Source organism: Pseudarthrobacter sp. 10T415, assembly GCF_056394175.1.
The window spans coordinates 530,896-554,401 of sequence record NZ_JBFTHJ010000002.1 but is presented as its reverse complement, the minus strand read 5'-3'; the positions used below and the strand labels follow the sequence as shown (position 1 = coordinate 554,401).

The 23,506-nt window shown below is 67.1% G+C and carries 26 protein-coding genes; 13 read left to right on the top strand and 13 right to left on the bottom strand.

Features of this window, described 5'->3' with window-relative positions; all coding sequences use genetic code 11:
- Nucleotides 1-37: 37 nt before the first annotated feature.
- From AC1DBN_RS05415 to AC1DBN_RS05395, 5 genes are all read left to right on the top strand, one after another.
- A complete protein-coding gene (locus AC1DBN_RS05415; protein WP_045729544.1) occupies nt 38-262 on the top strand; it encodes a DUF3188 domain-containing protein in 225 nt (74 codons plus the stop codon).
- Between the two features lie 62 nt (nt 263-324).
- Nucleotides 325-786 (top strand): FAS1-like dehydratase domain-containing protein, encoded by a 462-nt coding sequence (locus tag AC1DBN_RS05410; RefSeq protein WP_091722078.1) that lies wholly within the window; start codon nt 325-327, stop codon nt 784-786.
- 2 nt (nt 787-788) lie between these two features.
- Nucleotides 789-1,226: a MaoC family dehydratase gene (locus AC1DBN_RS05405; RefSeq protein ID WP_477722704.1), complete on the top strand. Its 438-nt coding sequence runs from the start codon at nt 789-791 to the stop codon at nt 1,224-1,226.
- A 10-nt stretch (nt 1,227-1,236) separates the two neighbouring features.
- A complete protein-coding gene (locus AC1DBN_RS05400) occupies nt 1,237-2,517 on the top strand; it encodes an MFS transporter (protein ID WP_477722703.1) in 1,281 nt (426 codons plus the stop codon).
- 12 nt (nt 2,518-2,529) lie between these two features.
- Nucleotides 2,530-3,597 carry a UDP-N-acetylmuramate dehydrogenase gene (locus AC1DBN_RS05395; RefSeq protein WP_477722702.1) on the top strand — a complete coding sequence of 356 codons (1,068 nt, stop codon included), beginning with the start codon at nt 2,530-2,532 and terminating at the stop codon, nt 3,595-3,597.
- On the opposite strand, the gene AC1DBN_RS05390 is transcribed toward AC1DBN_RS05395, so the two are convergent.
- A complete protein-coding gene (locus AC1DBN_RS05390) occupies nt 3,578-4,078 on the bottom strand; it encodes a hypothetical protein (protein ID WP_477722701.1) in 501 nt (166 codons plus the stop codon). The genes AC1DBN_RS05395 and AC1DBN_RS05390 overlap by 20 nt on opposite strands.
- A gap of 54 nt (nt 4,079-4,132) precedes the next feature.
- On the opposite strand from AC1DBN_RS05390, the gene AC1DBN_RS05385 reads away from it, so the two are divergent.
- Both AC1DBN_RS05385 and AC1DBN_RS05380 read left to right on the top strand, forming a co-directional pair.
- A complete protein-coding gene (locus AC1DBN_RS05385; protein WP_477722700.1) occupies nt 4,133-5,254 on the top strand; it encodes a winged helix DNA-binding domain-containing protein in 1,122 nt (373 codons plus the stop codon).
- Nucleotides 5,255-5,438: 184 nt separating this feature from the next.
- Nucleotides 5,439-6,416: a type IV toxin-antitoxin system AbiEi family antitoxin domain-containing protein gene (locus tag AC1DBN_RS05380; protein ID WP_477722699.1), complete on the top strand. Its 978-nt coding sequence runs from the start codon at nt 5,439-5,441 to the stop codon at nt 6,414-6,416.
- Nucleotides 6,417-6,475: 59 nt separating this feature from the next.
- Here the strand turns inward: AC1DBN_RS05380 and asd are convergent, their stop codons facing one another.
- The 11 genes from asd to AC1DBN_RS05325 all read right to left on the bottom strand — a co-directional run bounded on the left by asd (nt 6,476) and on the right by AC1DBN_RS05325 (nt 17,009).
- A complete protein-coding gene (gene asd, locus AC1DBN_RS05375) occupies nt 6,476-7,618 on the bottom strand; it encodes an aspartate-semialdehyde dehydrogenase (protein WP_477722698.1) in 1,143 nt (380 codons plus the stop codon).
- Nucleotides 7,619-7,742: 124 nt separating this feature from the next.
- The gene (locus AC1DBN_RS05370; RefSeq protein WP_091722056.1) at nt 7,743-7,961 is read right to left on the bottom strand and encodes an NF038396 family protein; all 219 of its coding nucleotides are present in this window, start codon (nt 7,959-7,961) and stop codon (nt 7,743-7,745) included.
- 4 nt (nt 7,962-7,965) lie between these two features.
- Nucleotides 7,966-8,550 carry a dihydrofolate reductase gene (locus AC1DBN_RS05365; RefSeq protein WP_091722054.1) on the bottom strand — a complete coding sequence of 195 codons (585 nt, stop codon included), beginning with the start codon at nt 8,548-8,550 and terminating at the stop codon, nt 7,966-7,968.
- Nucleotides 8,547-9,350 (bottom strand): thymidylate synthase, encoded by an 804-nt coding sequence (locus AC1DBN_RS05360; RefSeq protein ID WP_015937891.1) that lies wholly within the window; start codon nt 9,348-9,350, stop codon nt 8,547-8,549. Before AC1DBN_RS05360 ends, AC1DBN_RS05365 begins: the two co-directional genes overlap by 4 nt.
- 9 nt (nt 9,351-9,359) lie before the next feature.
- On the bottom strand, nt 9,360-9,854 hold the full coding sequence (locus AC1DBN_RS05355) for a DUF1648 domain-containing protein (protein WP_157693481.1): 495 nt from the start codon (nt 9,852-9,854) through the stop codon (nt 9,360-9,362).
- On the bottom strand, nt 9,844-10,248 hold the full coding sequence (locus AC1DBN_RS05350) for a GntR family transcriptional regulator (protein ID WP_091722049.1): 405 nt from the start codon (nt 10,246-10,248) through the stop codon (nt 9,844-9,846). The genes AC1DBN_RS05355 and AC1DBN_RS05350 overlap by 11 nt, the downstream gene beginning before the upstream one ends.
- Nucleotides 10,245-11,819 (bottom strand): hypothetical protein, encoded by a 1,575-nt coding sequence (locus tag AC1DBN_RS05345; RefSeq protein ID WP_477722697.1) that lies wholly within the window; start codon nt 11,817-11,819, stop codon nt 10,245-10,247. Before AC1DBN_RS05345 ends, AC1DBN_RS05350 begins: the two co-directional genes overlap by 4 nt.
- Before the next feature lie 129 nt (nt 11,820-11,948).
- A complete protein-coding gene (locus AC1DBN_RS05340; RefSeq protein ID WP_477722696.1) occupies nt 11,949-12,917 on the bottom strand; it encodes an NUDIX hydrolase in 969 nt (322 codons plus the stop codon).
- A 10-nt stretch (nt 12,918-12,927) separates the two neighbouring features.
- On the bottom strand, nt 12,928-15,177 hold the full coding sequence (locus AC1DBN_RS05335; RefSeq protein WP_091722041.1) for an RNA degradosome polyphosphate kinase: 2,250 nt from the start codon (nt 15,175-15,177) through the stop codon (nt 12,928-12,930).
- 129 nt (nt 15,178-15,306) lie between these two features.
- The gene (gene mshD, locus AC1DBN_RS05330; RefSeq protein WP_477722695.1) at nt 15,307-16,278 is read right to left on the bottom strand and encodes a mycothiol synthase; all 972 of its coding nucleotides are present in this window, start codon (nt 16,276-16,278) and stop codon (nt 15,307-15,309) included.
- 32 nt (nt 16,279-16,310) lie between these two features.
- The gene (locus AC1DBN_RS05325; RefSeq protein WP_091722036.1) at nt 16,311-17,009 is read right to left on the bottom strand and encodes a winged helix-turn-helix transcriptional regulator; all 699 of its coding nucleotides are present in this window, start codon (nt 17,007-17,009) and stop codon (nt 16,311-16,313) included.
- Nucleotides 17,010-17,257: 248 nt separating this feature from the next.
- On the opposite strand from AC1DBN_RS05325, the gene AC1DBN_RS05320 reads away from it, so the two are divergent.
- The 6 genes from AC1DBN_RS05320 (at nt 17,258) to AC1DBN_RS05295 (ending at nt 22,784) form a co-directional block, all read left to right on the top strand.
- Nucleotides 17,258-18,025 carry a permease gene (locus AC1DBN_RS05320; protein ID WP_091722033.1) on the top strand — a complete coding sequence of 256 codons (768 nt, stop codon included), beginning with the start codon at nt 17,258-17,260 and terminating at the stop codon, nt 18,023-18,025.
- 170 nt (nt 18,026-18,195) lie between these two features.
- Nucleotides 18,196-18,804, top strand: coding sequence for a nitrobindin family protein (locus tag AC1DBN_RS05315; RefSeq protein WP_477722694.1), 609 nt, complete (start codon nt 18,196-18,198; stop codon nt 18,802-18,804).
- Nucleotides 18,805-18,834: 30 nt separating this feature from the next.
- Nucleotides 18,835-19,557: a flavodoxin family protein gene (locus tag AC1DBN_RS05310; protein ID WP_477722693.1), complete on the top strand. Its 723-nt coding sequence runs from the start codon at nt 18,835-18,837 to the stop codon at nt 19,555-19,557.
- Between the two features lie 119 nt (nt 19,558-19,676).
- Nucleotides 19,677-20,762: a CAF17-like 4Fe-4S cluster assembly/insertion protein YgfZ gene (ygfZ, locus tag AC1DBN_RS05305; protein WP_172829989.1), complete on the top strand. Its 1,086-nt coding sequence runs from the start codon at nt 19,677-19,679 to the stop codon at nt 20,760-20,762.
- Nucleotides 20,759-21,205: an ankyrin repeat domain-containing protein gene (locus AC1DBN_RS05300; RefSeq protein ID WP_231994309.1), complete on the top strand. Its 447-nt coding sequence runs from the start codon at nt 20,759-20,761 to the stop codon at nt 21,203-21,205. The genes ygfZ and AC1DBN_RS05300 overlap by 4 nt, the downstream gene beginning before the upstream one ends.
- A 49-nt stretch (nt 21,206-21,254) precedes the next feature.
- The gene (locus AC1DBN_RS05295) at nt 21,255-22,784 is read left to right on the top strand and encodes a DHA2 family efflux MFS transporter permease subunit (RefSeq protein ID WP_477722692.1); all 1,530 of its coding nucleotides are present in this window, start codon (nt 21,255-21,257) and stop codon (nt 22,782-22,784) included.
- Here the strand turns inward: AC1DBN_RS05295 and AC1DBN_RS05290 are convergent.
- Nucleotides 22,746-23,462 (bottom strand): GNAT family N-acetyltransferase, encoded by a 717-nt coding sequence (locus tag AC1DBN_RS05290; RefSeq protein WP_477722691.1) that lies wholly within the window; start codon nt 23,460-23,462, stop codon nt 22,746-22,748. The two genes, AC1DBN_RS05295 and AC1DBN_RS05290, sit on opposite strands and share 39 nt — an antisense overlap.
- Between the last annotated feature and the right edge of the window lie 44 nt (nt 23,463-23,506).

Below are 23,506 nucleotides of genomic sequence, written 5' to 3'. Positions count from 1 at the left end.
GGCAGTCCGGGCAAGGCAACCCCGGTAGACTTGGACGGTGCTGAACGAATTCTGGGCCACCGCGCCAACCTCCTACAAAGTCATGGTCTTCAGCGCCATGGGCCTGATCGCCGTCGGCATCATCCTGAACCTCGTGGGCAACACCAGCGGCAACCAGGGCCTGGCGATGGCATCCCTGCCGCTGATCGGCCTGGGCCTGGTCCTGCACGTGGTGGGCATGGTGGTCCGCGGCCAGTCGATCCGCAAGAACCTCCGCCGCTAGCAGCGCCGCCGGGGACCGCCCCGTTTTCGGCCCGCCATCACGCGGACGATAGGCTTGAGGCCATGACTATCAATCCGGATCTGCAGGGCCGGAGCTACCCTGCCGCAGAGGTGTACGACGTCGGCCGCGAGAAGATCCGCGAGTTCGCCCGGGCGGTCAAGGCCACCCATCCCGCACACTTCGACGTCGACGCCGCCACGGCACTGGGCCACCGCGACCTCGTGGCACCGCCCACCTTCGCCATCATCATCGCCCAGCGCGCCGACGCCCAGCTCATCGAGGATCCGGAAGCGGGCATCGACTTCTCCCGCGTGGTCCACGCAGACCAGCGCTTCATCCACCACCGTCCCATCTTCGCCGGCGACCGGCTCGTGGCCGAACTGCACGTGGACGGCGTCCGCGCCATGGGCGGTGGCGCCATGATCACCACCCGCTCCGAAATCTTCGCCGTCGGCGACGGTGACGCCCGCGAGCAGGTCACCACCACCACGTCATCCATCCTGGTCCGCGGAGAGGGACAGTAACCATGAGCCCCAGCATCACCGACCTGGCTGCCGGCCAGGAGATCGGCAGCCGCACCATCGAGGTCACCCGCACGGACCTGGTCAAGTACGCAGGCGCCTCCGGCGACTTCAACCCCATCCACTGGAACGAGGCCTTCGCCACCGGCGTCGAACTGCCCGGCGTCATCGCCCACGGCATGTTCACCATGGGCTCGGCCGTCCAGCTGGTGACCGACTGGGCAGGCGACCCCGCCGCCGTCGTCGATTTCCAGACCCGCTTCACCAAGCCCGTCCTGGTCACCGACACCACCGGGACCGCCGAGCCCGGCGCCACGATTGAGGTCAGCGGAACCATCGGAAAGCTTGACGCCGAGGCGGGCACCGCCCGCGTGGACCTCACCGTCACCGCGGCCGGGCAAAAGGTCCTGATGAAGGCCCAGGCCGTCGTCAAGCTCTCCTAGCGGAACCTCCTTGACCAAAGCGGCAGAACCCCAAGCCACAGCGGCCAACGTCACCCACTGGCGCAACGCCGTCGTAGTGGCCTACGGCGCCAGCGGGCTGGCCTTCGCGTCCTGGGTGTCCCGGCTCCCGGCGATCCGTGACGCCCTCGACCTGACCCCTGGGAACGTGGGCGTCCTGCTGCTGTGCCTGACCCTGGGCTCGTTTGCTTCTGTGTCTGCCTCGGGGCTGATCGTGCTCCGGCTGGGCTCCAAGCAGACCATCCGGACCGGCAGTATCATGGTGGGCTTCGGCCTGCTGCTCGCCGGCCTGGGCACCTCCGTGTTCGCCAGTCCTGTGGTCACTGCGGCGGGGCTGGCCGTTATAGGGCTGGGTACCGGAAGCTGGAACACCGCCTCGAACGTGGAGGGCGCTGCGGTGGAACGGGCCGTGGGCCGGCACATCATGCCCCGGCTGCACGGTGCTTTCAGCCTGGGGACCGTGGCGGGTGCGGGCCTGGGGGCTGCAGCAGCCGCAGTGTCCCTGCCTGTGGCCTGGCACCTCGGAGCGGCAGGCCTGGTGGTCGCCATATCGGTGGCGACGGCGGCTTCCTGGTTCCGGGCGGACATCACCCCGGTCGCGGGGGAGCGGACCTACACCCCTGACCACTTCGAGGACCCCACTACCGGGCCCATTCCCCTCATCACCGCCGGTGAAGGGGAGGCCCCACTCGACAACAAACGCAAGATCGCCCAGGCCTGGCGCGATCGAAGGACGCTCCTCCTGGGTGTCCTGGTGCTGGGCCTGGCCCTGGCCGAAGGTGCGGCGGGCGACTGGGTGGCCCTCGCATTGGCGGACGGACACGGGCAAAGCGACGCCGCCGGCGCGGCCGGGTACGGGCTGTTCGTCACGTTCATGACCATCGGCCGGTTCGCCGGAACCCTTGTCCTGGACCGCTACGGCAGGGTTCCGGTGATGCGCTGGTGCGCTGCGCTGGCGGTCCTGGGACTGGGCCTGTTCGTCTTCGCGCCGGTGCCGTGGCTCGCCTTCATTGGCCTCGCCATCTGGGGACTCGGTGCTTCGCTGGGGTTCCCCGTGGGCATGTCCGCCGCGGCCGACGACCCCGCCAAAGCCGCCGCCAGGGTCTCCGTGGTCTCCACCATCGGCTACGGCGCGTTCCTGTGCGGTCCGCCGCTGCTGGGCCTGCTTGCCGAGCATGTGGGCATCCTGCATTCGCTGCTGGCCGTCATGGTGATGCTGGCCGTCAGCTTCTTCCTTTCGCCGGTGGCCCGGAAGCCCGCAGGGATTGCCTAGTAAGGTGTTCTGGTGACTTCCACCCTGCTTTCTTCCCTGACCACCTCCGCCGTTGGTGGCCCCGCCGGCAAGTACATCGAGGCGCGGACCGAGGCTGAGATCATCGATGCCGTCCGCACCGCGGATGCGGCCGGGGAACAGGTGTTGATCATCGCGGGCGGCTCCAACCTCCTGATTTCGGACGACGGGTACCCCGGAACGGTGGTGAAGATCGCCTCTGAGGGCTTCACGGTCAACGCGGAAGACTCCTGCGGCGGCGTGGCCGTGGTGGTCCAGGCCGGGCACAACTGGGACCAGCTGGTGGATTACGCTGTCCGCCACGCGTGGTCGGGGATTGAGGCGCTGTCCGGAATCCCGGGGTCAACGGGCGCGACGCCGGTCCAGAACGTGGGTGCCTATGGCGCCGACGTCTCGCAGACCATCGCCGCGGTCCGGACCTGGGACCGCGAGCGGAACGCCGTGCAGACCTTCACCAACTCCGAGCTGAAGTTCGGCTACCGGGACTCCATCCTGAAGCAGACCACGGTGAACGGGTCGCCCCGGTACGTGGTGCTGACGGTCGAATTCCAGCTCCCGCTGGGCCGGATGAGCGCCCCCATCCGGTACGCAGAGCTGGCGCGGTCCCTCGGCGTTGAGGCGGGCAAGCGGGCCTACTCGAACGATGTGCGCCGGGAAGTGCTGCGGCTGCGGGCCTCCAAGGGCATGGTCCTCGATCCTGCGGACCGGGACACCTATTCGACGGGGTCGTTCTTCACCAACCCGATCGTTCCTGAGTCCGAAGCTGCCTCGCTGCCGGAGAACGCGCCGCGGTACCCTGCCGGACAGGACGGAATGGTGAAGCTGTCCGCTGCGTGGCTGATTGACCAGGCAGGCTTCGGCAAGGGCTTCGGGCTCGAACCGGACAGCGTGTCCGGGGGACGGGCTTCGCTGTCCACCAAGCACACGCTGGCCATCACCAACCGCGGCGGCGCAGGCGCCTCCGATGTGGTGGCCGTGGCACGCGAGGTGCGTGCTGGCGTCGAACGCCGCTTTGGCGTCCGGCTGCACCCCGAGCCGCTGCTTATCGGCCTGGAACTGTAGCTTCTTCTTCGGCGGACGCTGGGGTGCCTGCCGGGTCCTGCCGCAGGGATGCCGCCGCACCCATGATGGCTGAGGCCCACCCGGCCAGGGTCAGGTAGATTCCCATGAAGATCCATACCAGCTGCCCTGGGGCCAGCGGGCTCACCATCCCGGCCAGGATGCACGTGGCCAGGCCGGCGGCGGCGACCGCCAGGGACAGGACCCAAAGCACCCGTCCGGTCATCGGGTGGCGGCTCCAGTCCCTGCGGATCCGCACGCCCTGGCAGCCCGTGCTGAGGCCGGGAAAGAGGACCGCGTAACCTCCGCCCAGGCTCAGGGCCAGTGAGGGAAGAAGGATCCGGGGTTCAGACTGACCGCTGCCCAGGAACCTGGTGAGGGAAAGGCCTCCCAGCGCCGTTCCGGCCAGGACGCTGAGCGTCCCGCCGATCATCCACATCCTGGTTTTACGCGCAAGCAACAGCCACAAACTCCCCAAAGTCATGGTTCCACCCTAACCGGCGTAGGCGCCAAGGGGTGCGGCACCTAGGATGAAGCAATGTCACCAACCGCCGTGCGGCTGAGCCGCAACGTCATGGGCCGGCTCCGGCTGGCGTCCCAGGGGCTCACAGCTGCCGGGCCTGCACCAGTGGCCGGGCCTGCCTCGGCGGCGGACGTGGTGCGGTGGATGACGGCGATGCAGGCGCAGGACCTGCAGGCGTCGCTGTGGGCCGTAGGCGTGCGGCACCCGGGCTTGGGCCTTGGTGATGTCCGTGCCGCTCTTGATGCCGGCTCGATCGTCCGCTCCTGGCCCATGCGCGGAACGCTGCACCTGGTGGCGCCCGAGGACCTCGGCTGGATGTTGGACCTCACTGCCGAACGCCTCACCAGGAGCATCGCCGCCAGGCACCGGGAACTGGCCATCAGCTGGGCCGATATCGAGGCGAGCCGGGACGTGGCTCTGGCCCGGATCGCTGCCGGCGGTCCTGTCAGCCGTACCGACCTGTTCAAGGAGTTCGACGCCGCCGGCCAGCCGACAACGGGCCAGCGGGGCATCCACATCCTGGGCACGCTGTGCCGGCACGGCTGGCTGGTACAGGGGCCGCTGGCGGGAAACCAACAGCTGCTGGTCGCCTTCGACGAATGGATTCCCGTGTCACGGCGACTGGATCGGGCGGAAGCGGTGGCGGAGTTCCTGCTGCGCTACATCCGAAGCCACGGGCCCGCAACGGTGCGGGACTTCGCCTGGTGGACGCAGATCCCGCTGACCGAGGCCAGGGCCGCGCTCGAATCCATCCGTAGCCAAATCGTGGAGGTTGAGTTCGGCGGTGTGGGCTATTGGATGTCGCCGGAGACGGCTTCACTGCTGGACAGCGGGGTCCCGGGAGCCAGGTCGGTCCTGCTGCTGCCAGGCTTCGACGAGTTCGTGCTCGGCTACCAGGACCGCAGCCTTGTGCTGGCACCGGAGCACTTCAACAGCATCGTTCCCGGCGGCAACGGGGTCTTCAAGAAGACAGTGGTGGCGGCAGGGGAGGTGGTGGGCACCTGGGCGCGGGAAGGCACCGGCCGTGCTGCCGCCGTCGTACCCGAATTCTTCGACGGGATCCGGCCGCCGGGTCCGGCAGCGCAGGCAGCCCTGGCTAAGGCCGCCCGCCGGTACGAGGCCTTCCTGGCCGGCTGACGCCACCGGAACGCAGAAGCGGCCCCCCCGCATAACCGGCCCCCACCTGCATAACCGGCCCTCACCCGCATGACCGGTGCCAGGCAGCAACGGTCATGCGGGTCATGGCCGCTCGTGGTGATGACTGTCCACATAGGCGGGCTGCCGGCTGCCATCTGGAGTGCTGGTTGCCCATGCTGGCAGCATGCATCCCGATAAAATCGCTGCCTTGGTGGAAGGACGGTGGCCAGGAGGACCGGTGGTTTCCACCGGGCAACTGGCGGAGGCCGGATTGGAAAGCCGGATGGTGGCGGAGGCGGTGAAGGCTGGCGTGATCCTCCGGCTGCGGCGGGGTGCCTATGTCCGGCGCTCTTACTGGAACACGCTCAAACCCTGGAACCAGGACCGGCTGATGATTATGGCGCACTATGAATCCACGGGAGGTGTGGCCCGCTACACACATGTCAGCGCCGCCTTGCTGCACGGCTGCGATGTGTGGAACACCGGGTCCACGGTTCACGTGACAACGCAGTACTCCAATTCGCGGACCAGCGCGGGCGTGGATGTCCGGACCCACCGGCTCCCGCTCGCAGCAGGCGATCTGGCTACCCTCTGGAGGCCAGATGGCCGCGGCATCCTGACCACCGGCCTCGAACGGACGGTCCTGGATTGCGCGCGGATCCTTCCCCGCGCCAAGGCTGCCGTCATCGGTGACCACGCCCTGCGCAAGGGTGCGTCGTTGGAGGGCATGCGGCGTTTGCTGGACGACGGCACCGTGAAGCGTGGGAGCCGCAGGGCCGCCGAGCTGCTGGACGTTTTGGATGCCCGTTCTGAATCGGCGGGGGAGACGCGGACCAGGTTGCTCCTGTACTCATTCGGGCTGGACAGGTTCACGCCGCAGGTTGAAATACCCACCCCCGAAGGTTTCTTTCGAGCGGACTTCGCAGATGCTGAGGCAAAGGTTGTCATCGAGTTCGACGGCGCCGCCAAGTACTTCGACTACAAACCCACCGACGATGTGCTGGTGGCGGAGAGATTGCGGGAAACTGCACTGACTGAGGCCGGATGGCGGGTCTTCAGGCTGCGATGGAAGCACTTGGACCGCCCCGAGGAGCTTCGGAGGCGGCTTCTGGAATTCCTGGGACAGCACCCCGGAACGCAGAAGCGGCCCCGCCCCGCATGACCGGTGCCGGGCAGCAACGGTCATGCGGGTCAGGGCCGCTCGTGAAGCAGCTGGGACACTTAGAGGTTGCCGGTGGCGATCTTCAGCATGCGGCGCAGCGGCTCGGCGGCGCCCCAGAGGAGCTGGTCGCCCACTGTGAAGGCGCTGATGTAGTTGGGGCCCATTTCCATCTTGCGGATGCGTCCCACCGGGATGTCCAGGGTTCCGGAAGCGGCTACGGGCGTGAGGTCGGCCATGGAGGCTTCCTTGGTGTTGGGAACCACCTTGGCCCACTCGTTGTCCTCGGCCAGCAGCTTTTCAATCTCGGCCACCGAGAGATCTTCGCGGAGCTTCAGCGTCAGTGCCTGCGAGTGGGAGCGCATGGCACCGATCCGGACGCAGAGGCCGTCCATGATCACGTGGTTGTCCTCGGCGGTGCCCAGGATCTTGTTGGTCTCAACCCCGGCCTTCCACTCTTCCTTGGACTGCCCGTTGCCCAGGTCCGCATCGATCCAGGGGATCAAGGAGCCGGCCAGCGGGACGCCGAACTGGGTGGCGTCGATGTCACTGCGCTGGTGGGCCAGCACCTTGCGGTCGATCTCGAGGATGGCGGACGCGGGGTCGTCCAGTTCGGTGCTGACCTCGGCGTTCAGCGTGCCGAACTGGCTGAGGAGCTCGCGCATGTGCCGGGCGCCGCCGCCGGAGGCAGCCTGGTAGGTCATGGACGTGCCCCATTCGACGAGGCCGTTCTTGAAGAGTCCGCCGAGGCCCATGAGCATGCAGGAGACCGTGCAGTTGCCGCCAATGAAGTCCTTGGTGCCGTTAACCAGGCCCTTGTCGATCACATCGCGGTTGATGGGGTCCAGCACGATGATCGAATCATCATTCATGCGCAGCGTGGAGGCGGCGTCGATCCAGAGGCCGTCCCAGCCGCGGCCGCGCAGTTCGCCGTGGACCTGCTTGGTGTAGTCCCCGCCCTGGGCGGTGACAATAATGGGCAGCTTCGCCAGGGTGTCGAGATCAAACGCGTTCTCGAGCTTGCCGGCGCTCCCTCCTGCTGAACCAGCAAGGGTGGGGGCGGCACCGCCCGCGTTGGACGTGGAGAAAAACACCGGGTTGATGTTGGCGAAGTCGCCCTCGTCCTGCATGCGCTGCATGAGGACGGAGCCCACCATGCCGCGCCATCCGACCAGGCCGACGGAAGGGGTAGCTGCTGTAGTCATTCGTACAGTTTAGACTTCGCAACCGGAAGGGCGCAGTCGGTTACGTCACTGCCGCCAGGCTGCAGCGGAGTACGACGGCGGCCCGGACCTGAAGCGGTTTTCCGCGGCCGGCAGCCGCAACAGGTCAGCCCCGGTCGGACTCTTCCAGCATGGCGGTTTTACGGGCGCGCAGGGCGAAGAATGCGCCAAAGGCGAAGGCCTGCGTCACCACTACCAGCACGATGGCGCCGGCGATCTTGTTGCCGCCCAGGATCATGGTGAGCCCAACAATCGCGGACAGCAGCGCCAGGAGCGGGAGGAGCATGTACCCCAGGACGAACAGGGTTTCGGGTTTCTTCAGCATCGTCCTAGCTTTCGGTCCGTGACCATTTGGTGAATCGGTAGCGCGTGCCGTTGGCGCCGGTCAGCCATCCGTCCGGCGGGAGGGAGGAGCTGGCCTCCCAACTGGTGCCGAGCTCCGGAGCGTACGTATCGCCGTCGGCCTCCACGTCGATGGTGGTGACCACCGCAACGTTGGCGAGCTCCGTCGACTGGCGGAAAATCTCGCCGCCGCCGAGGATCCAGACGGTGTCGCCGCCGTCGACGAACTGGGACTCCAGCAGCGCGTCATCCAGCGAGGGGACCACGACGGCGCCCTCCGCCTCGGGCGTATCGGCCCAGCTTTTCTGCCGGGTGATGACGATGTTGGTCCGCCCGGGCAGCGGGCGGTACTTCTCCGGGAAGGACAGCCAGGTCTTGCGGCCCATGATGACCGGGTGCCCGGTGGTCAGCCTGGTGAAGTGCCTGAGGTCCTCCGGCAGGTGCCAGGGCATGTCCCCGTCCTTGCCGATGACGCCGTCCGGTGTCTGGGCCCAGACCAGGCCAACGCCCGTGATGGAGGCGGCAAGTTCCTCGGTGAAGGACTGGGGATCGGTGGAATTCTCGGTGCTCATACGGCAATCGGCGCCTTAATGGTGGGGTGGTGCTTGTAACCGACCACCTCGAAGTCTTCCAGCGTGTAATCGAAGATCGAGGCGGGCTTCCTGTTGATCTTCAACTGCGGGTACTCGTACGGCTCCCGTTCGAGCTGCTTGAGGACCTGGTCCATGTGGTTCTCGTAAATGTGGACGTCGCCACCGGTCCACACGAATTCGCCGGGCTCCAGGCCCACCTGCTGTGCCAGCATGTACGTGAGCAGGGCATAGGAGGCGATGTTGAACGGGACGCCCAGGAACATGTCCGCCGAGCGCTGGTATAGCTGGCAGGAGAGCTTGCCGTCGGCAACATAGAACTGGAAGAACGCGTGGCACGGCGGCAGCGCCATGTCGTTGAGCTCGGAGACGTTCCAGGCCGAGACGATGTGGCGGCGGGAGTCCGGATTGGCCTTGAGGTTCTCCACGAGCTCGGCGATCTGGTCGATGTGGCCGCCGTCCGGGGTGGGCCAGCTGCGCCACTGCACGCCGTACACCGGGCCAAGGTCGCCGTCCTCGTCAGCCCATTCGTTCCAGATGGTGACGCCCTGGTCCTGCATCCACTTCACGTTGGTTTCGCCGCGCAGGAACCACAACAGCTCCACTGCCACGGACTTGAAGTGGACCCGCTTGGTGGTGATGAGCGGGAAACCTTCGGCCAGGTCGAAGCGGATCTGGCGGCCGAAAACGCTGGTGGTTCCGGTGCCCGTACGGTCGGATTTGTGCGTGCCCTGGGCCAGGACGTCGCGCAGAAGGTCTTCATAAGGCGTGGGGATGCTCACCGTCCCAGTCTACCGGGGCGGAGCCGGCGGAACGGAGACCGCGCGGATGGCGCGGACCACCAGCCACAGGGTGAAGCCCATCAGGACGAGCATCGGCGGCCAGATGGTCCAGGGGCTTGCCAGTCCGAGCCAGCCCGTGGTGCACAGCCAGCAGAAGAGGATGGCCAATGCCGGCGCCAGCTTGGCCAGGACGTCCTTGCCCGCGCGGACCTCGAGAGCGGCCCGGGCCGGATCCTGCGCGCCTTTGGTGGCCATGGCGGGAAGGAACCGGTACAGCAGCCACAGGAACGCCACCACGCCGGTACCGATCAGCAGCGGCGAAAAGACGGCAAGAACTGACTTTCCGGCGAACCTGTCCGGGATACCCGCCCCGTTCCAATGCACGGGGACGGGATCCGGCATTTCCGGGTACAGGTAAGCCCCCAGGACCGCAGTGGCCGCCAGGAGCAGCAGTGACGGCACAAACCAGATCCGCCGGGACGGCGGGCGCGGATCAGCGTCCATCGGTCCGCTCCCTTCCGAGCCTTCCGCGGACCAGGTCCAGCAGCAGCCCGTCGCTGAGTCCCGCCTTCCGGCCAGCCTCCACATAGCGTTCGACGGCGGCGGTCACCTCCGGCGGCACTGTACCCGGGCGGCCGTACCCGGCACCGTCCGGAACGGAGGCGATGAAGGTGCCGCCCCGGCGTCGTGATTCAACAACCCCGGCCGCCTCCAACTCCTTGTACGCCCTGGCCACTGTGCCGGCAGCGATGCCCAAATCCGCGGCCAGGCTCCGGACGGTGGGCAGCCTGCTTCCAGCCGGCAATGCGCCGACGGCAACCAGGGAGCTGATCTGTGACCGGATCTGCTCATAGGGCGGGGTGGCGGACCGCAGGTCCACGGTGATTCCGGCGCTCACGGCACCGTTTCGGGTGCGGGTGCTGCCTTGGCGGCAGGCTTGGCGGTGATTCCGCGGACCGGGATCACCGCAATGACCACGCCGGCAGCGGCCAGGATCACTCCGGCTCCCGGTGCTATCTGCCACAGGACGGAAGTGGCGTCGGCGCCCGGCGGTGAAAAGCGCTGGAGAGCTGGTGCTGCGCTCATGAGCAGCGCTCCGGCCTGGGCGGCGAAGAGGGCAGCCAAGGTGCGGGCCACCCTGTGCAGCGTGATGGCACGAAGGGCGGCATCCAGTCCGGGAACCGCCCCGGGGATACTGCGGCGGCGCCGTGCCACGGCAACGGGCACGGCGGCGGTTCCGATGGCAGCAGCGGTGGTCCACGCCGTTGCCGGCCACGCCGACGGTACGCCCGTGGCCGCCTGCCGGATCGCAATGAAGACCAGGACGCCGAGCAGGACGGCCATGGCAGCAACTACCGTGGTGATAAGTGCGGGGGAGACCATCTGGCGGGGCCAGTGCCGGGGCTCGCCGTCCGTGCCGTAGTTGCGGTGCAGGAGGACCTCGCCGCCGGCCACTACACCCAGGACGGCGATGGCCGCGAGTGCCACGAAGAGGGCCGGATGGCCGGTGAGGACGCCCGGCATCACAGCCGCTGCCACCAGCGGAAGCAGCGCGGCCAAGCCCATGGCCGGCCCGATCGAGACCACCAGTTTCGTAGCCGGTTGCGGGTCAGGGATCCGTCGGGCCCGGCGTTCCGTCAGTCCGTGGGACAGCTTGGGCGGCGCCCACCACCACATGGCCAGCAGGACCACGAGGTTCAGGGCTGCGGCCGGGCTTGCCCACGTGCCGGTGCTTTCGGCGGGGTCCGGCAGGGCAGTATGGTTGCCGGCGATTGCGGCCAGGCCGGAGGCCACCGTGGCCACGGTACGGAGGAGCCGGTTCATCGCGATGGTCCGCAGCAGGCCGTTGTCCTCGGACGTGAGCGATTCCAGCCGCCGCCGGCGGGCGATCAGTGCCAGGACGGCGAAGGTTCCGGCTGCCAGGACTGCCAGCGCGGCACCCAGAGGGGCGGCAAGGTCGATGCCGGGAACCCGGCCGTCGCCGCCGTAATACGTGCTGCCGCCGGACGGCTCGGGCCGCGGGACATAGGGAACGGGATCAAAGCCCGGCAGGCTCGCCGTCCACGCGATCTGCCCGGCTGCCGTGATGAAGATGGCCAGCACGGTCCAGGCAAGTTTCCGCGGAAGGAAATCGCGGATCCGCCGGACGTCGAGGCTCGCCCGCCGGCGGGGAAGCCGTGGGCCGGGGTAGCTGAGCTGGCCGATGGCGTGCACCGCAAGGCAGCCCAGGACGGGCCACGCCAGGACAGGGAGGAGTTCGACGGTGGACGGCGCCTGGTACAGGCCGGAAACAGGGATCAGGCCCGCCTTCGCCGCCGGCTGGAGCGAACTCACTAGCCACCCGATCACACCGATCCATAGTGCGTGTTTGGCCGCCGTGTCCGCTGACCCGGGATTCCCCGGTTGCCAGATGACCCACCGGAGCAGCAGGTAGACACCTGCGGCCAGCAGGAACGGAAACAGGATCACCGTCGGCTGCATTGTATTGAACGCTAAGGCGTCGAGGCCTGGCACATCTTCCCCCAAATTCGTGCGGCTTTGTATCAAGTATTTGATACAAAGTGGCGCGAGGTCAACCGGGTGGGCCAGCCAGTACCGTCAGTCGTCGAAGGGTTTGAACCGCTCCACCGCTACAACGTTGTTCCCCTTGGCGTAGGCCACGTGGCATACCACCAGCTCTCCGGGAGACAGAAACGGGTCCACGGAAGGGAGCAGGCTGCCCAGCCGCGCCGGCATGTGCTTGGCCAGTTGGGCGAGGACGGTGGGCAGGGCCGGGCGGTGCGTACAGACAGCCACGGGCCGCTGCTTGTCGAAAAGCGATTCGATGATGCCGGCCGTCTTCTTGGGGCTGCGCTCGTGCCGGTGTTCCGTCAGGGCCTCCGCCATCTTGACCTTCGCACCGCTGGCCTTCGCGTAGGGAGCCACAGTGGCGACGCAGCGCAGCCACGGGCTGGTGACTATCCGCGGCGGCTTCCAGGCCTGCAGCAACCTGCCGACGGCCTGCGCCTGCCGGATACCCGTGGCAGCCAGCGGCCGTTCACCTTCGGCCTTGGTCCAGGACGAACGCGGCTTTGCCTTGGCATGGCGGACAACCAACAGCGGCCAGGTGTCCAGCGCGCCGCGGGCATGCGCCTCGCGAAGGTGCTGCAGCGGCGCCGTATCCGAAGGGTTGGAGAGCAGCGCAGCCGCCTTGTCCGGGCTGCACCACATGACGGAGTCCACTTCCTTGCCATCCGGTACGAGGCGTGCGCCATTGACCTTCACGGCCCAGTAATAGACCACCTTCAGCCCCGAGGACACGTGGTAGTGGATGGGCGGCAAGGGAATGCCCAGAGAGGCATCAAGCCCAATTTCCTCCCGCACTTCCCGGACCGCGCACTCCGGTACCGTCTCGCCGTCATCGATCTTGCCTTTTGGCCAGGACCAGTCGTCATAGCGGGGGCGGTGGATCAGGAGGACTTCAAGGCCTTCCCGGGTGGCCCGCCAGGGGATCGCTCCGGCAGCGGTGACCGCTACTGGTTCCCCCGGATGGTCTGTCTGGTCTTCTACGAGTGCATCGCTCGACAACGCCGGAGCCCTAACGCCGGCTCAGGCTGCGCTGCCGGGGGCGCGAGGCGAGCAGCCAGGACTGGACGTCCTCCAGCGGCTTGCCGTCCTCCCCGAGGTGGTGGCGGATCCAGTGGCCGTCATTGTCCAGGTGCCAGCTGGAGGTTTCCGGTGCCATGTAGCGCTGCAGCAGGTCGAGGACGTAGGTGACGTCATCGGGGCTGGCAAGCTGCACCAGGGCCTCAACCCTGCGGTCGAGGTTGCGGTGCATCATGTCGGCCGAGCCGATATACACCACGGGTTCCCCGCCGTTGGCGAAGGCAAACACGCGGGAGTGCTCCAGGAACCGGCCCAGGATGGACCGGACCGTGATGTTCTCGCTCAGGCCCGGAACGCCGGGGCGCAGCGAGCAGATTCCGCGAACCACCACGTCCACCTTCACGCCGGCCTGTGACGCGCGGTAGAGGGAGTCGATGATGGCTTCGTCAACCATGGAGTTGACCTTGATCTGCACGCGGCCCGGCTTGCCGGCCCGGGCGTTGCGGATCTCGGTTTCAATCCTGTCGATCAGCCCGGAGCGCACGGAACGGGGAGCCACCAGCAGCCGCTTGAACGTGGACTTGGGAGCATACCCGGACAGCTGGTTGAACAGCTTGGACAGGTCCTGGCCCACCTGCTCGTTGGACGTCAGGAGGCCGAGGTCCTCGTAGTACCGCGCAGTGCGGGGGTGGTAGTTGCCGGTGCCGATGTGGCAGTAGCGGCGGAGGCCATCCACTTCCTGGCGGACCACCAGGGACAGCTTGCAGTGCGTTTTCAGGCCCACGATGCCGTACACCACGTGCACGCCGGCCTGTTCCAGCTTGCGGGCCCAGGAGATGTTGGCCTGTTCATCGAACCGGGCCTTGATTTCCACCAGGGCGAGGACCTGCTTGCCGGCCTCCGCGGCGTCGATGAGCGCATCGACGATGGGGGAGTCGCCGGACGTGCGGTACAGCGTCTGCTTGATGGCCTGCACCTTGGGATCCGCCGCGGCCTGCTCCAGGAAAGCCTGAACGGACGTGGAGAACGAATCGTACGGGTGGTGGAGCAGGATGTCGCGGCGGCGCATGGCGGCAAAGACGTTGGCGGCCTTGGACGTCTCGGACTCGTTCAGGTACCGGGAGGTGTGCGGAACGTGCTTGGGGTAGTGCAGATCGGCGCGGTCGATGCCGCCAATGACGGCAAGGCCGCGGAGGTCCAGCGGGGCGGGTACCGAGTAGACCTCGGATTCCTCCACGCCGAGTTCGCGGATCAGCAGCGCCCGGATGTTGGGGTTGATGTCGTTGGTGAGTTCCAGCCGGACCGGTGGGCCGAACCGGCGGCGCAGCAGTTCCTTCTCCAGGGCCTGGAGGAGGTTCTCGGCGTCGTCCTCCTCAACCTCCACGTCCTCGTTGCGGGTGACGCGGAAGGTGTGGTGCTCCAGGACTTCCATGCCGGGGAAGAGCTTGTCCAAATGGACGGCGATGACGTCTTCGAGGGCGATGAAACGTGCCACGCGTCCGGCCACGGCGCCTGCACGCGGGCCGTCGATGGAGATCAGGCGCGGGAGCTGGTCCGGCACCTTGACGCGGGCGAACAGTTCCTTGTCGCTGACCGGGTTCCGGACCACCACGGCCAGGTTGAGGGACAGCCCGGAGATATAAGGGAACGGGTGCGCCGGGTCCACCGCGAGGGGCGTGAGGATGGGGAACACCTTTTCGGCGAACATGACGCTCAGCTGCTGCTGGGCGGCGTCGTCGAGTTCGTCCCAGTGCATGAGGTGGATGTGCTCATATGCCAGGGCCGGCCGGATCTGTTCGGCGTATACCTGGGCGTGCCGCTGCTGGAGCCGGTGGGCTTCGGCGCTGATCTGTTCCAGCACTTCCACCGGGCTCAAGCCGGCCGGGGAAGGGACAGCCAGGCCGGTGGCGATACGGCGCTTCAGGCCTGCCACCCGGACCATGAAGAATTCATCGAGGTTCGAGGCGAAGATGGAAAGGAAATTGACCCGTTCCAGCAGGTGCAGGGTGGGGTCCTCAGCCAGTTCCAGCACCCGGGAGTTGAAGCTGAGCCAGCTCAGCTCGCGGTCCAGGAAACGGTCCGGGCTGATGTCCCCCTCGGGCTCGAGGTTCGGAGCAAACTCCGGGATGTCGATGCGGTCCTGCGTGGCCCGGGAGGCCGGAACCTCGGAGGAGCCGAAGCGGGCACGGACCGGGGGTGCAGCATCCTGGGACGTGGCTGTTCCGGACGGTTCCGGGTTCATGGGATCTCCTTTTACCTGGCGCTTGATGCTGGCGCTTCCGGCCTGCGCGGTTCTGTTTCAACCTTACAAGCATTCACCGCGGCGGAGCCCCTGATTTCCGCGCCCCGCCCGGTGGATCAGCCGATTGGACTAACCTTCCTTGACCGGCCCGTACATGACGTCCATGTCCCAGCGGGTGAACCCCAGCCTGCGGTACAGCGAGACGGCGGGAGTGTTGTCCGCGTCCGTGTACAGCATGACTGCGTGCAGGCCGAGGTCCTGCAGGTACTTGATGCCCGCAAGGGTCAGGGCCTTCCCCAGGCCGGAGCCCTGCGCTTGAGGCGCCACGCCCACTACATAGACTTCGCCGATGGCTGGGTGCGAGCCGTGGCGGGGATGGACCTTCGTCCAGTGGAAGCCCACAACGCGGCCGGCGGTGTCCACCGCGAGGAGGAACCCGGCGGGGTCGAACCAGTCTTCCTCCATGCGTGCCGCCAGGTCCGCCCGGGTGAGGCTGCCCTGTTCCGGGTGGTGCGAGAAGGCCGCACGGTTGACGGCCAGCCACGCGTCCTCGTCCTGGCCCGGGACGAACGGACGCAGCGACACGCCCTCCGGAAGCACTGCCTCGGGAAGGTCCGCCTCCGCCGTCGTCATCCGCATCTTCCACAGTTCCCGCACCGGCGCGTAGCCGTACCGTGCGGCGAGGTCTGCGGCGGCCTCGTGGTTGCCGTGGGACCAGGCCTTCAGCCCGTCAAACCCCCGGCGGTCCTGCAGCGCCCGCACCAGGCGGTCGGCCACGCCCTGGTTCCGGTAGGAAGGGTGCACCGCAATTTCCAGCACGCCGCTGTGGTCCGGTTCTTCCACCACGACGGCGAATCCCGCCAGGTCCTGGCCCGTGGCAGGATCCGAGTCCTCGTCCGGGGCATACAGCGCCAGGGTCAGCAGCGAATGGTCTGCAGAATCGCCGGCGCGCATGGTCACCAGTGTCTGCTCGGAGATCGAGGGGTTGCCGTCGGACTCTTCGGCCGCAACCAGGAGGTCGCGGCAGTCCTTCAGGAGTTGCCGGTCAACCCCGCCTTGGACAACATGGACGGGCCATTTCTCGGGGTGCGCTGGAGTCATGAAGCTAGGCTACGGGATCAGGGACCGGTGGCTCAGGCTTCGGTCAGTTCGTCTTCCTGCTGCCGCACCAGGGTCAGCCGGTAGCCGACGTTCCGCACGGTGCTGATGAGGTTCTCGTGGTCGGCGCCCAGCTTGGCGCGCAGGCGCCGGACGTGGACGTCAACGGTGCGGGTGCCGCCGTAGTAGTCGTAGCCCCACACCTCGGTCAGCAGCTGCTGCCGGGTGAAGACGCGCCCTGGGTGCTGGGCCAGGTATTTGAGGAGCTCGAATTCCTTGAACGTCAGGTTCAGGGGTGCGCCGTTAACCCTGGCGGTGTAGCTGGCTTCGTCGATGACGACGCCGGCGGCACGAATTTCGCTGGGGGCATCGTCCTGGTCCGGGACGGCGCGGGCCACCGAGAGCCTGATACGCGCTTCAACCTCAGCGGGGCCGGCGGAATCCAGGACGATGTCGTCCACTGCCCAGGCCGACGAAACAGCGGCCATGCCGCCTTCAGTCAGGATCAGGACCAGCGGTGCGCTGAGGCCGGTGGCCTTCAAAAGCTGGGTGAGGGAACGGGCGCCCACAAGGTCTTTGCGCGCATCCAGCAGGACGATGTCGCAAGGGTCCGTTTCGAGGAGGGCGGTGGGCTCCGCAGGGAGGATGTGCACGCGGTGGTTCAGCAGTTCCAGGGCAGGCAGGATGTCTACCGACGAGCCGGTGCTGTTCGTCAAGAGCAGGATGTGCGACATTGTTCCTCCATGGGCTGTCCGCGCATCATCGGGCGACTGAGCTGATGCTTGAGTATACCCGGCAGGTCCTCCCGAACCAGAGATTCCTGCCCCCCAACAGTACGTTTTGCGACATATGCCGTTCATATAGGGCAGGATTGGGCGGGGGCGGACGTGCCCTTCGAAGGGGCGGTTCCACGCCTAGTGCCAATGCCAGGACGGGATGACAGCGCAGTGAGTGCAGTAACGATTCACAGGCCGGTTTCCATATGACGGCGGACCTGCAGGCGCCTGCGCGCTCTCTCGGTTCGTGGGCCATCGGTGTAGTCGGCATCGCCGGCCTGGTTGCCATCATCGCCGGCGTTTATATCTCCCGTGAAGCCCTGGCGGCAGTGGCCGTACTGATTGCCTTCGCGGTGGGGATCGGCTGGCCGCATTTCCTCCGGATTCCGGCCAAGAAGACCCTCGCGGCCGTCATCGCCCTGCCCGGTGCGGGGTCCGCCCTGGCCGCCTTGTGGGCGCCTGCTCCGGGCTACCTGGACTGGACCCCCGGTTTCGTGGCGGTGGGCATGATGGCCGTCTTCGTAGTGCAGCTCATCCGCGGTACGGGCCAGGCGCAGCGGCTGGAGTCCACTCTGGGCTGCTGCGTGGGCGTGCTGCTGTCCTGCCTGGGTGCGGGGTGGGTTGCCGGCGCCCGGTTCAACGGCGTCCGCGAGATGCTGCTGGTGGCCGCGATCAGCGCAGCAGTGGCCCTGCTTGCCGGGCTGATCCGCTGGCCTGATAACGTCATCGCCCCGCTGTGCATCGTCCTTGCCGGGCTGGCAGGCCCGCTTGCCGGGCTGGTCCTCTCAGACATCGCCGTCCTGCCGGCTGCCATTTTCGGCGTGGTGGTGGGGGCGGTCCTCGCCAGCTTCCGGCGACTGGTTACGCTGCGGGGTGCGCCACTGAACTTTGCAGCGGCCCTTGGCATGGGCCTGGCGCCTGTCTCGGCCGTCGGCTCGCTCGCCTACTTCATAGACAAACTACTCATCTTCTGACGGGTTAGGATGGCATCATGTCCGTACTTGCATTTGAAATCTTCTTCCTTGTCCTGCTCGGCATCGCGAGCCTGTCCATGGCCTGGTTCGCCGGTTTTGTGGTCTACCGCCTCTTCAAGGGCCAGAAGTAGACCAGCCTTCCGATCCCGCAGTTTCTCGAGGTAAACGCCGTGCCCATTGAGATTCCCACAGATCTGACTCCGGAACTTGTTCCCCTTTCCTGGCTCATTGGTGAGTGGGAAGGCCGTGGCCGCCTGGGCACCGGGGACGAGGATTCCGAGCATTTCCTGCAGCATGTCTCCTTCACCCACAACGGCCTGCCGTATCTGCAGTACCGGGCGGAGAGCTGGCTGACGGACGACGACGGCACGCGCCTGCGGCCCCTCACGGTTGAGACCGGTTTCTGGGCGCTGGAGCGCAAGCAGCTTGATGCCGACGGCGGTCCCGGCCTGGTGCCCGCGGACATCGTTCCTGCGCTCAAGAGCGCCGACGAGGTGGAAGCCCTCCGCAACAGCGAGGGCGGATTCGACATTTCGGTGTCCATCTCCCACCCGGGCGGCATCTCGGAGCTGTACTACGGCCAGATCAAGGGTCCGCAGATCCAGCTCACCACCGACATGGTGATGCGCGGCAGCCACTCGAAGGACTACAGCGCCGCCACCCGGATCTTCGGACTGGTGGACGGCAACCTGTTGTGGCGGTGGGACGTCGCAACGGGAGGGGATGCGGGCAAGGGCCTAGAAGCACACGCCTCGGCGTTCCTGGCACGGGTTCCATAACCAGAAGGATCACCAGCAGGGAGCGGCGCCGTGGCACATGAAGGTACACCCGGAAACTACAGCGATCTCAAGGCTGTCTTCTTCAACGGCACGCTCAAGAGGTCGCCGCAAACCTCCAATACTGACGGCCTGATCAACATCAGCCGGCTGATCATGGAGAAGCAGGGCGTCAGCACCCGGGTAATCCGCACGGTGGACCACGACATCGCCAGCGGGGTCTACCCGGACATGACCCAGTACGGCTGGGCCACCGACGAATGGCCGGAGCTCTACCCCGCCGTCCAGGATGCCGACATTGTGGTGGTGGCCGGCCCCATCTGGCTGGGCGACAACTCATCGCAGACCAAGAAGCTGATTGAACGCCTCTACGCCCACTCCGGTGAGCTCAACAGCAAGGGCCAGTGGGCGTTCTATCCCAAAGTGGGCGGTTGCCTGATCACGGGCAACGAGGACGGCATCAAGCACTGCGCCATGAATGTCCTCTACAGCCTGCAGCACATCGGTTTCAGCATTCCGCCGCAGGCCGACGCCGGGTGGATCGGGCCCGTGGGCCCCGGCCCCAGCTACCTTGACGAGGGCTCAGGCGGACCGGAAAGCGACTTCACCAACCGGAACACCACCTTCATGACGTGGAACCTCCTGCACCTGGCCCGGACCCTCAAGGACGCCGGCGGGTACCCTGCTTACGGCAACCTGCCGAAGGAATGGACCGCCGGGACCCGGTTCGACTTCGAAAACCCCGAGTACCGGTAAACACTTAAACCGCTCCGCAATCCCCGCAGTCCAGGCTACGGATCAGACGCGCCGGGACGGCGTTTCAAATTCCGGCGACAAAGCGGAATACAGACTGACTGAAGGACGTTCTCCCCAATATGACTACTCCCAGCCCCCTTTTGTCGCGCCCCGGAGCTGTCGAGGCCGCCGGTGCGGACGCCGGCGTCGCAGCCCACTACGGTGAGCCCCTCCGGGAGCAGCGTGCCCTCGCGGCCGGAACCGCCGTCGTCGACCTCTCCTCCCGCGGAGTTGTCACCGTCACCGGGCCGGACCGGCTGAGCTGGCTGAACACGCTGTCATCCCAGCAGGTGACGGCCCTCCAGCCGGGGGAGTCGAGCGAACTGCTCCTCCTGAGCGTTCAGGGGCGCATCGAGTTTGACGCGCGCATTGTTGACGACGGCGGCACCGCCTGGCTGATTGTCGAAGGCGCCGAGGCCGGCCCGCTGGCTGAGTACCTCAACAGGATGAAGTTCATGCTCCGGGTGGACATCGCCGACGCCTCGGCCGACTGGGCGGTGGTGGGCAGCACCGCCGCCGTGCCGGAGTGGGCCTCGCTGGTGGCCTGGCAGGACCCGTGGCCGCATGTCTCTGCCGGCGGCTACTCGTACGCCACCGTTGCCGAGGAGAACCATCCCGGGCTGGAACGGCCGTGGTTCGAGTACCTTGTCCCCGCCGCCGAATTGGAACAGATGGTGGCGGACCGGCCGCTGGCCGGAGTCATGTCGTCCGAGGCGCTGCGCATCGCTGCCTGGCGTCCCCGGATCGGTGCCGAAACCGATGACAGGACGATTCCGCATGAACTGGACCTGCTCCGTACCGCAGTCCACCTGGCCAAAGGCTGCTACAAGGGCCAGGAAACCATCGCCCGCGTCCACAACCTGGGGCACCCGCCGCGGCGCCTCGTGTTCCTGCAGCTGGACGGTTCGCAGCACACACTCCCGGCCGCCGGAAGCGTGGTCCTTGCCGGCGACCGCAAAGTGGGGGCCGTCACGTCCGTGGCGCAGCACTACGAAATGGGGCCGGTGGCACTGGCGGTCATAAAGCGGTCCGTAGCGCCGGATGAAATACTGACGGTCCTGGACGGGGACGAGCCGTACACCGCCGGACAGGAACTCATCGTTGCCCCCGACGCCGGCCAGGTGGTGGGGCGCCAGACCGGATTCCTTAGGGGGCCACGCGCATGACAGAACACGGAAACGCCACGCCGGCGCAGCACGCCGCGGCAGGCGAGGCCGGGGAGGCAGGAGCAGGGCAGGACGACGACGCCGTCGCCTTGGCCCACAGCCTCTTCCAGGCAGCCCGGGACGGGAACACCGAGATGCTCCGCGCATACCTCGGCGCCGGCGCTCCCGCCACCCTCACCAATGCCGCCGGAGATTCGCTCCTGATGCTGGCTGCCTACCACGGCCACGCCGACACGGTGCGCCTGGTGCTCGAACACGGAGCCGAGGCAAACACCGCCAATGACCGCGGCCAGACGCCACTGGCCGGTGCGGCGTTCAAGGGGTACACGGACGTAGCCCGGGTCCTGCTGGATGCCGGCGCAGATCCCGACGCCGGAGCGCCATCGGCACGCGCGGCCGCCCAAATGTTTGCCCGCCAGGAGATCCTCGACCTCCTGGGCTGAGCCCCCGGGTCCGCCCGGCAACCACAAAATGACTCTGAAGGATGACCGGATGGAAAACGTAGAAAAGCCCTGGGCGGCGCTGTGGTCGCTGGTGATCGGGTTCTTCATGATCCTGATCGACAGCACCATCGTGTCCGTGGCCAACCCGCGGATCATGGAGGGCCTGGGCGCCGACATCAACTCCGTGATCTGGGTGACCAGCGCCTATCTGCTGGCCTACGCAGTTCCCCTGCTGATCACGGGCAGGCTGGGCGACCGCTTCGGGCCCAAGAAGCTGTACCTGCTTGGCCTGGTGGTCTTTACCCTGGCCTCGCTGTGGTGCGGCCTGGCCCAGGACGTGGAGACCCTCATCGCCGCCCGGGTGCTCCAGGGCCTCGGCGCCGCAGTAATGACGCCGCAGACCATGGCCGTCATCACCCGCATTTTCCCGCCGGACCGCCGGGGTGCCGCCATGGCCATCTGGGGCGCCACCGCCGGCATGGCCACACTGGTGGGCCCGATCCTGGGCGGTGTCCTGGTGGACAGCCTGGGCTGGGAATGGATCTTCTTCATCAACGTTCCCATCGGCGTCGTGGGGTTCATCCTTGCGGTGCGGAACGTACCCGCATTGAGCACCCACCCGCACCGGTTCGACATTCCCGGTGTGCTGCTCAGCGCCATCGGGGTCTTCCTGCTGGTCTTCGGAATCCAGGAAGGCGAGGCGTACAACTGGGGAACCATCGCCGGACCCATCAGCGTCTGGTCGCTGATCATCGCCGGGATCATAGTGCTCGCCGGATTCGTCGCCTGGCAGCGTTTCAACAAGGGCGAGCCGCTGCTGCCGCTGGGACTGTTCCGCGACCGGAACTTTTCGCTGGCCAACCTGGGAATCACCATGGTGGGGTTCACGGTGACGTCCTTCGGGCTGCCGCTGATCTTCTACTACCAGATGGTCCGCGGCCTGACACCCACCCAGTCAGCTCTGCTGATGGTGCCCATGGCGCTGATCTCGGGTGGCATGGCCCCCGTGGTGGGGAAGATCGTGGACCGGGTAAACCCGAAATACCTGGCAACTGCGGGCCTGACACTCATGGCAGTGGCTCTGGTGTGGAACGGATTGCTGATGCAGCCGGACACCCCCATCCTGCTGTTCCTGCTTCCCAGCGCTGTTCTCGGCTTCGCCAACGCCGGCATCTGGGCGCCCCTGAGCACCACGGCCACCAGGAACCTGCCGCCGCGGCAGGCGGGCGCCGGCTCCGGCGTCTACAACACCACCCGCCAGTTCGGCGCGGTCCTTGGCAGCGCTGCCATCGCTGTCCTGATTCAGTCGCGGCTGGCGGCTGAGCTCCCGGCGGGCCCCGGCGGCCAGGCCGGCGGGGCCGGCGAAGGCATGGCCATGGGCGGTTCGCTGCCGGAATTCCTGCACGCAGGATTTTCGACGGCGATGGCGCAGTCCATCCTGCTTCCCGCCGCTGTGGTGCTGGCCGGGGCAGTAGTGGTGCTGTTCTTCGCCAAGCCCAAGCCCATTCAGGGGTGGGGCGCCGCTGAAGGGTCCGCTCCCTCAGCCAAGGTTGACGCTGGTCTGGATTCCGCCGGCTGACAAGCCGAGGCGGCGGGCCAGCGCCAGCGATCCTGTGTTGCTGACGTCCGCCCGCCACTGCAGCGTCAGCCCGGCGGCCAGGGCCTCGTGGGATGCGATGGAAGCGGCCAGCGTTCCCAGCCCGCGGCGCCGCCACTCCGGATCCACCAGGACCCCCAGGTGGGCCAGCAGTCCTTCCCACTCTGTGTAGGCGCCGCAGGCCAGGGGGACCCGCCTGCCGTCGAGCTCGTGGACGATGGTGAAGCGGTTCTCAAGGTCGGAGAGCCCTACCTCGTTGACGTCGTCCGGCGGGCAGCGGCCCTCCAGTTCAATCGCTTCGGCGTTACCGTGTGACACAGTCATCTCTTCGGAGGGCTGCTGCAGCGGCAGGTCGTCGGCGAAGAACAGCGCGGCCGCGCCGAGGCCGTACCCGCCACGGTCCCGGGTCAGCGTCAACAGGGTGACGTGCTGTGCCATTTCCGCATCGGGGATCTCCGCGGCCGCATCGATGACGTCCTGCGGCCCCACCAGCACGGAACTGCCGAAGAGCCTGACGAACTCCACCGTGGCGGCCGAGTCATCGGCCCGGACGATGCGTTCTCCGGAGGCAAGTGCTGAGCCGAAAGCGTCGTCGTCGAGGCCCAGGCGGCGGGCCCAGGCCAGCTGGATGATGGCGGCAGAGCCGGGATCGAGTGTCATGGTCCCAGCCTAGGGCGCCGGCGGCTGTCCCGGCCGGACATCGT